Genomic DNA, 6,412 nt, shown 5'->3' on the forward strand with positions numbered 1-6,412 from the left:
GTAGCCCATTTTTGCCGACTCACAACTTGCCGTTCCTCGGCAAGACCGGGACTTCTATCCGGACTTCGACGCCAGCCTGGCCCGCGCGTGCTGTTACAGGCATTTACGGAGCACGACGCGAAAATGGCGGCGCGTGTCACGAGCGCTCGAAGCTCCTGCTCAATTCGGTCGGCAGCCACGACTCCGGCAACGTCGCCGTGTATTTCTACGCAATCGCATCGTTATATCGCGATGCATGACACATCGCATATTCTTTGGAGGCGTTGGCGCATGTATCAGGACTTGGACCTCGGCGAATGATTCACCGGATGCGGTAATGTCGGCCTAATCAACTCGCGGACGGATTAGATTGCGAATGCGGTCAACGCATGCTTCGCGAGGCTGAAAGAGACGAGCAAGGTGCCCCAGGCGACAGTCTACATGAGGGGCTTCCAGCTTGTGTGTGCGTACGGTAGCACCTTCTGAGGGGCAAACTGAATTGCAGACAGGACCTCGATCGCTGATTCGGGCATCGGCGAGAGACACGCTGCCATGGCAAACGGATTAGGCCGGATTTCGGCTCTTTGTATAAATTTCCATGGAAAATCGCGACCGGGTATTATACGTGAGCGCGACTCACGGGCGTTGTGCGCCGCAAAATTTCAATGCTCGGGGCGAGGCTTCGAGAAAGGTGGGCTGGCAAATTCCGTCATATCGAGGTGCACCGTTGCTCCGCAAGCACCGTGGAAACATGAATCCCCGCGCATGCCCGCGCTGCGTTCGAAGAGAGATCTCGACTTGGTCGGTATCCGAATAGAAAGTTGATTAAGATTGACGGGGGGCCGAAGGGTGAGCCCGCGGATTGCAACCGCCATCGGAAGGATAGACAGCTGTTTTTGGGGAAAATGTTGATGAATGCATCCACTGAAAGTGGCAACGCTCGTCGTCGCATCAATGTCGTCGTGGCCGATGACCATCCGGTAGTTTCTACCGGCGTCGCCGCGATCCTGTCGGCCGAGATGGACATCAATGTGGTCGGTGTCGCATCGACAATTTCGGACCTGCTGCAGTTGTTGCAACAGCAGCCTTGCGATGTATTGATCTGCGACTATTCATTCAGCGGCGATCAGCTGCCGGATGGCGTAGCACTGTTCAAGCGACTCAGGCGTAGCCATCCGAATGTTGCGATCGTCGTGCTGACCGCACATCAAGATATCGCTCTGCTCGTCTCTCGCGTCATGAACACGGGCGTTGCAGGCTTCCTGAGAAAATCCAGCCAGGATTTCGCACGCTTGGCTGCAATCGTGCGCCGCGTGCATGCCGGGCAAACGTTCGTTGATCCGGCCGTGGCTGTCGACCTGCTCGAGGCCGGACATGCGGCGCAGACTTCGATCGAATCGCTCAGCGAGCGCGAGCTCGAAATATTTCGAATGCTTGGGCGCGGGATGTCGGTGACGGAAATCGCGATGCATACGAATCGCAGCATCAAGACCATCAGCCACCAGAAGATGAGGGCCATGCACAAGCTGGGGGCAAGATCCGAAGCGGACCTCTATCGCATCTACACGGAGCATTTCGGCTCATGAGCCAGTCTCGCGGCAACGCAGAGGAAGCTTCGGATGGGGCCAACGACGGAATCGTGGCGGCAACCCCAGCTTACGTCCCGCTCAGGTTGACGTTCTCTAAGCGCCTGCTAATTGTTTCGACCATAACGCTGACGTGCCTTATCCTGGTATGCGCTGGAGGCGTGACCGAGCTCCTGATATCACATCAGCACGAGGAATTTGCGCAGCAATTTTCCGCGCAGAGAGAGGCATTGAAGGAGGAGGTCGACAGGCGCGAGGCCCGCATTCGCCAGTTGGTCGTGACGTACCAGATTGCAAAGGAGTACCTGGAGTCAGGCGACTCGCAGGCGCGGAAGGTTCTGTTGCCCAGAAAGAACCAGTTAGCTCAGACAGTGCCCGGATCTGCGGCGACCCGCGCATTCTCGGTCGTATCGACACTCACTTCACCCTTGGACGCGGCCCGCCAGACAAATTTGATCGATCTGGCGAGATATGCGTCGACATTTTCGCTTTCCCATCAGGACAACTCGCCAGCGCTATCGGAAGGGTTTATCTATACGCCCGATAAGCGATTTCTGGCAACGCTTCCGCCACTCGCACCGGACCAGATTGCCCGGCTGAACACTGACAAGGCCGCGGAAGACTTCATCGGGAAACGCATGGAGGCTATCGAAGAGGAGATGCAGCGCGATGCCCGGAACGGAGTTCGGGGCAAGGTTGTATGGGTGACCGGGTCCAAGGATCCGCTCAACGACATGACGACCACGTATTTTGCGACATCCGTCTACGAGGGTGAGCAACGCAAGGCAACGATCGCATTGTCAATTCCGTGTAATCGATTCAATCAGTATTTTCTGCACAACGAAGGCGATCCGCATTTTTTTGTTGTCTCGTGCGCGGTGCAGCGACTATTGGGTATCGACGAAACGAATCCGCAAGAGGCGCATTGGGCGGAAATCATATCGAGAAATCCGTGGGTATACCAGGCGGCGAACGGACGGCCCCAACGCATCTGGCGGGAGGGCAGCTTCTTCGTTATTCAGCGTGTGCCGGGCCCGCAGTGGGTCGCGGTATATGCATATACCTGGAGCGACCTTCTGGGCGCAATCACCCAGCAACTGCTGCTTGTTGTACTCGCGACGCTGAGTGGGTGCGGTCTGGTCATCGGAGGCGCGTTCTGGATGAATCGCGAGGTGATTCGGCCATCCAGCGAGCGGCTGCATAGCCTTTTGGAGGGCGAGGCGTTCAGTCGGTCCATCATCCAGGTCGCGCCAGTGAGCTTGACCGTCGTGGCCAGGAGGAGCGGTGCCATCCTGCTGCAGAACGCGGAAGCGCAAAGCCTTCAGATGACCTTTGCCAGTCAAGGGGAAAAGGAGTCCAGCTCCGACAACGTACTTGCACGTGCCGGCGCACTGGTCAGGTTTCATGCGGGAAGTGCCGAGCGCACCGGCGTGGTAAGCCGGTTTGAGATGGAGCCTGATCTCGAGGTTGCCTATGCGCAGGCCAAGTATCGCGGAGACGACGTTTTCGTGATCGGGATGGTCGATTTGGCGAAGCGAAAGGAAATCGAACGGCGGCTGCGAGAGTCCCGAGCGCGTGCTCAGGCCGAAAGTCACGAGAAGGGAATGTTTTTGGCGACGATGAGCCATGAAATCAGGACACCGTTGCACGGGGCATTGGGGAATCTTGAATTGCTTTCGCGGATGGGATTGACCGAGGAGCAGCGCTCGCGCTTATTGATCGCGCAGGACTCGTTTGGCTCACTCCTTTCGTTGATCAACGGCGTGCTCGATCTGTCCAGGATTGAGGCAGGCGAGTTCCTGCTACAGGAACAGCCACAACATATTGATCAACTCGTCGAGCAGGCAAGCCGGACGTTTGCGGTAGACGCGCAGAAAAACGGCGTGCGGCTTCTCTGCCTGATCGATCCGGCGCTACGGGGCACGTGGATTTGCGACGGGTACCGGTTCACGCAAATAGTCACCAATCTCATTGGCAACGCCGTCAAGTTTACATCTCACGGGGCGATCACGGTTTCACTCGGCTCGACCGAGGACGGCCAGGTGCGGCTTCGCGTTGCTGACTCCGGCAGGGGTATTCCCGAGGACGAGATTGAAAAGGTTTTCATGCCTTACGTCCAAGGCTCGGCCGGGCCGAAAAGTTCGCGAGCGGGTACCGGGCTCGGCTTGTCTCTTTGCCAGAAAATCGCCGAACGAATGGGTGGAAGTATCACGGTCGAAAGCGAGGTTGGCGTCGGATCGATTTTCACCGTCGTGCTGCCACTTCGTCACGATTCGGCGGCGCGAATCAACGGCAATGCCGGCCAAGGCATCCATTTCGTCGTGAATTGCGATATTCCCAGTTGGCGTGGGCAACTGGTGGCCCAGCTCAGCGCGTGGTATCCGGCGGCCCGCGTCACGAGTGGACAGGATGACGGGCGGGAGGAAGCGCCTGCATCCACCGTTTTCATCGACGCGCGCGACTGGCTCGAACATGACGGTTCGCCCAAAACGAGTGGTGCCTACCGTCGCATTACGATCGGCCTGGACGGGCCGCTTGTCCCGATCTCCACAAGCCATGCCGTCACAATTAGCGCCTACAGCGGTCAGTTGCTTCTCGATGCGATCGAACTGGTCCTTTCTGGAGCGGATGATGATGGCCGTGAGAGCACTGACGGTTCCGGCGAGATCACAGGCGGTGCGTGGAGTGAGGCCAGCGTTCTGGTGGTCGAGGACGACCGAGTCAGTGCGCAGTTGATGTGCGATCAATTGCGGATGCTCGGGATTGGACATGTAGAAGTCGTCGGTAGTGCGGAGGATGGCATTCGACGTTGCCAGTCTCGAATCTACGATCTCATCGTCACAGATTCCAATTTGCCGGGCAAGGGCGGTGCTGAGCTGTTGTCCGACTTGCGAGCAGCAGGGATATCGTGGCCGGTCGTTTTGTGTACCGCCGATGCGACGCTCGCGGGAGCGGCAAACATCCCATTCGAGGCGCTCATCACAAAACCGTCGACTTTGAGCGACCTTTCTCTCGTGTTGCAAAACGTGCTCGGACCTGGCGACGTTCCGCAACGGACAGTGGCTACGCCTGGTGTCAGCCGACTTCTGTCGTTGTTCATCGAATCGTGGATTTCCGACAGAGAAGCACTCCGATCGATGGTGCAGGCGGGTCACGTGCCCGAGGTGCTGGAACGATTGCACCGGATCCAGGGCGCCCTGATGATTCTCGACGGGGGCGAACTGGTAAGTCACTTGGAAGACTGGTCCGCGAAGATGGCGGAATCCAAATGTGTCGAGGAAGCAGATTTCCAGTCGTTCGTCCATGCGGTGGAGTCCTGGCTGGCGCTGCATGCTACAGCCAAAAAGTATTCCTGAAAGGTGACGCCAGCGGTCGAGATACACGCTCAACAGTCTTCAAGGGACCCACGCCGGTGGAGGTGCGCCTGTGATACCGGACACGGCGTCACATTAAGGTTGCTGAATATGACCCGCCTGGATTTCTTGGACAGTGCCGAGTGTAGTGTTCGGTCTTTCATTCATGAGCCTTCGGCCGTAGGTCGACGGCTGTATTGCCGGACGAATTCGCCCGGTGTTAGTTCCTTGAGTGCGATATGAGGGCGGGTCTCATTGTAGTCGCGGCGCCAAGCCCGATCTCCCGTTTGGCTTCCGCCAACGATTCGAACCAATGCAGGTTCAGGTGTTCGTCCCTGAACGAGCCGTTGAATGTCTTGATGAAGCTTTTCGGTGGGCTGCCTGGCCGGCTGAAGTCGATCTGCACCTTGTCGTGGTATGCCCACATGTCCAGTGAACGGTCCCGAGAACGTGCTGCCGTTATCGGCCAGCAGGAAACGTGGTGCGCGGCGCTGAGCCACCAAACGATTCAGCACTGACATGACGTCCTCGGCACGCAGGCGCGCTTGCGGACTTCGATGGCCAGTGCTTCACGACTAGATTGTCTACGGCCGCCAGGGCTCGCAGGCGCGTACCGTCGGCCAATTGGTTCGCTACGAAGTCCAGTCTGCAGACCACACACGGACGGATAGGCACGCAACGCTCTCGTCGCGATACCACCATCGTGCGGCGCTTGGGCAGCTTCGAGCGCAGCTGAAGCTGTTCTTCGGCGTAGAGCCGATAGACCCGATTCCGGTTCACACGCCAACCTTCTCGCTTGAGCAGCACGTGCACGCGCCGGTAGCCATATCGAACGCGCGTCTGCGCGATCTCGCGCATGCGTTGACGCAGTGCCGTCTGCGGGTCCTTGACGCTGCGATATCGGTGAATATCGTTATATATCCGCACTTTAGATATTTAAACTGGATATTGGAAACAAATTTTTGTCGAGATGATTTTCGGGCGCAGCATAGGCCGCGGCCTATTTTTTCTATAAAAAATAAGACACGGGATGGCGTATTTCGCGCCGCCTCCTATATTTCTCAGAATCGAACCGGGCGGATAATTCTATGGCGTTTGAAATTGAATAGTTGCAACGCTTCATCAGCGCACGGTAATTGGCAAGGTTGTGAATTTTTGTGGGCGTCGCATCCATAGTTGAAGTCATGCGAGGCGTGGATTTAGACGGTTGGTCGTTCGATAGTAGTGATTCTCCATGCCGATGAGTAGTCGCTAATTTGTGTTGAGATAGAGAGTGCTTTATGAATAAATCGTATAAGGTAGTTTGGAACGTATCCAGTGGCACATGGACAGCGGTTCCTGAAACTGCGAAATCTCGTGCCTCCGGTGCATCGTCGAAAGATGTTTTGCGAAAAACTCCTGTTGTGTTGGCAGCTGCTATAGGGGTTGGGATGGCCGCGGGGGCGGGGCATGCTCATGCGTCCAACACAGAGGCTGGCCAGTATTGCGAATCGG

3 protein-coding genes and 2 pseudogenes are annotated in these 6,412 nt (G+C 57.1%); 4 read left to right on the forward strand and 1 reads right to left on the reverse strand.

The features are described 5' to 3' along the window. From JMF90_RS40115 to JMF90_RS18970, 3 genes and pseudogenes are all read left to right on the forward strand, one after another. A pseudogene (locus JMF90_RS40115) lies at nt 1–239 on the forward strand (DUF2827 domain-containing protein); the annotation flags it as partial. Between the two features lie 651 nt (nt 240–890). Continuing rightward, the gene (locus JMF90_RS18965) at nt 891–1,565 is read left to right on the forward strand and encodes a response regulator transcription factor (protein ID WP_201317419.1); all 675 of its coding nucleotides are present in this window, start codon (nt 891–893) and stop codon (nt 1,563–1,565) included. Then, nucleotides 1,562–4,921, forward strand: coding sequence for an ATP-binding protein (locus JMF90_RS18970; RefSeq protein WP_201317418.1), 3,360 nt, complete (start codon nt 1,562–1,564; stop codon nt 4,919–4,921). Before JMF90_RS18965 ends, JMF90_RS18970 begins: the two co-directional genes overlap by 4 nt. Nucleotides 4,922–5,082: 161 nt before the next feature. Here the strand turns inward: JMF90_RS18970 and JMF90_RS18975 are convergent. Further along, nucleotides 5,083–5,824: pseudogene (locus JMF90_RS18975) on the reverse strand (IS3 family transposase); the annotation flags it as partial. A 374-nt stretch (nt 5,825–6,198) separates the two neighbouring features. On the opposite strand from JMF90_RS18975, the gene JMF90_RS18980 reads away from it, so the two are divergent. Continuing rightward, nucleotides 6,199–6,412, forward strand: a 214-nt coding sequence (locus JMF90_RS18980) for an ESPR domain-containing protein (RefSeq protein WP_201325315.1), incomplete at its 3' end; no start/stop codon positions are given.

Source organism: Burkholderia sp. E168m23, from assembly GCF_016586125.1.
GTDB classification, from domain to species: Bacteria; Pseudomonadota; Gammaproteobacteria; order Burkholderiales; family Burkholderiaceae; genus Burkholderia; species Burkholderia orbicola.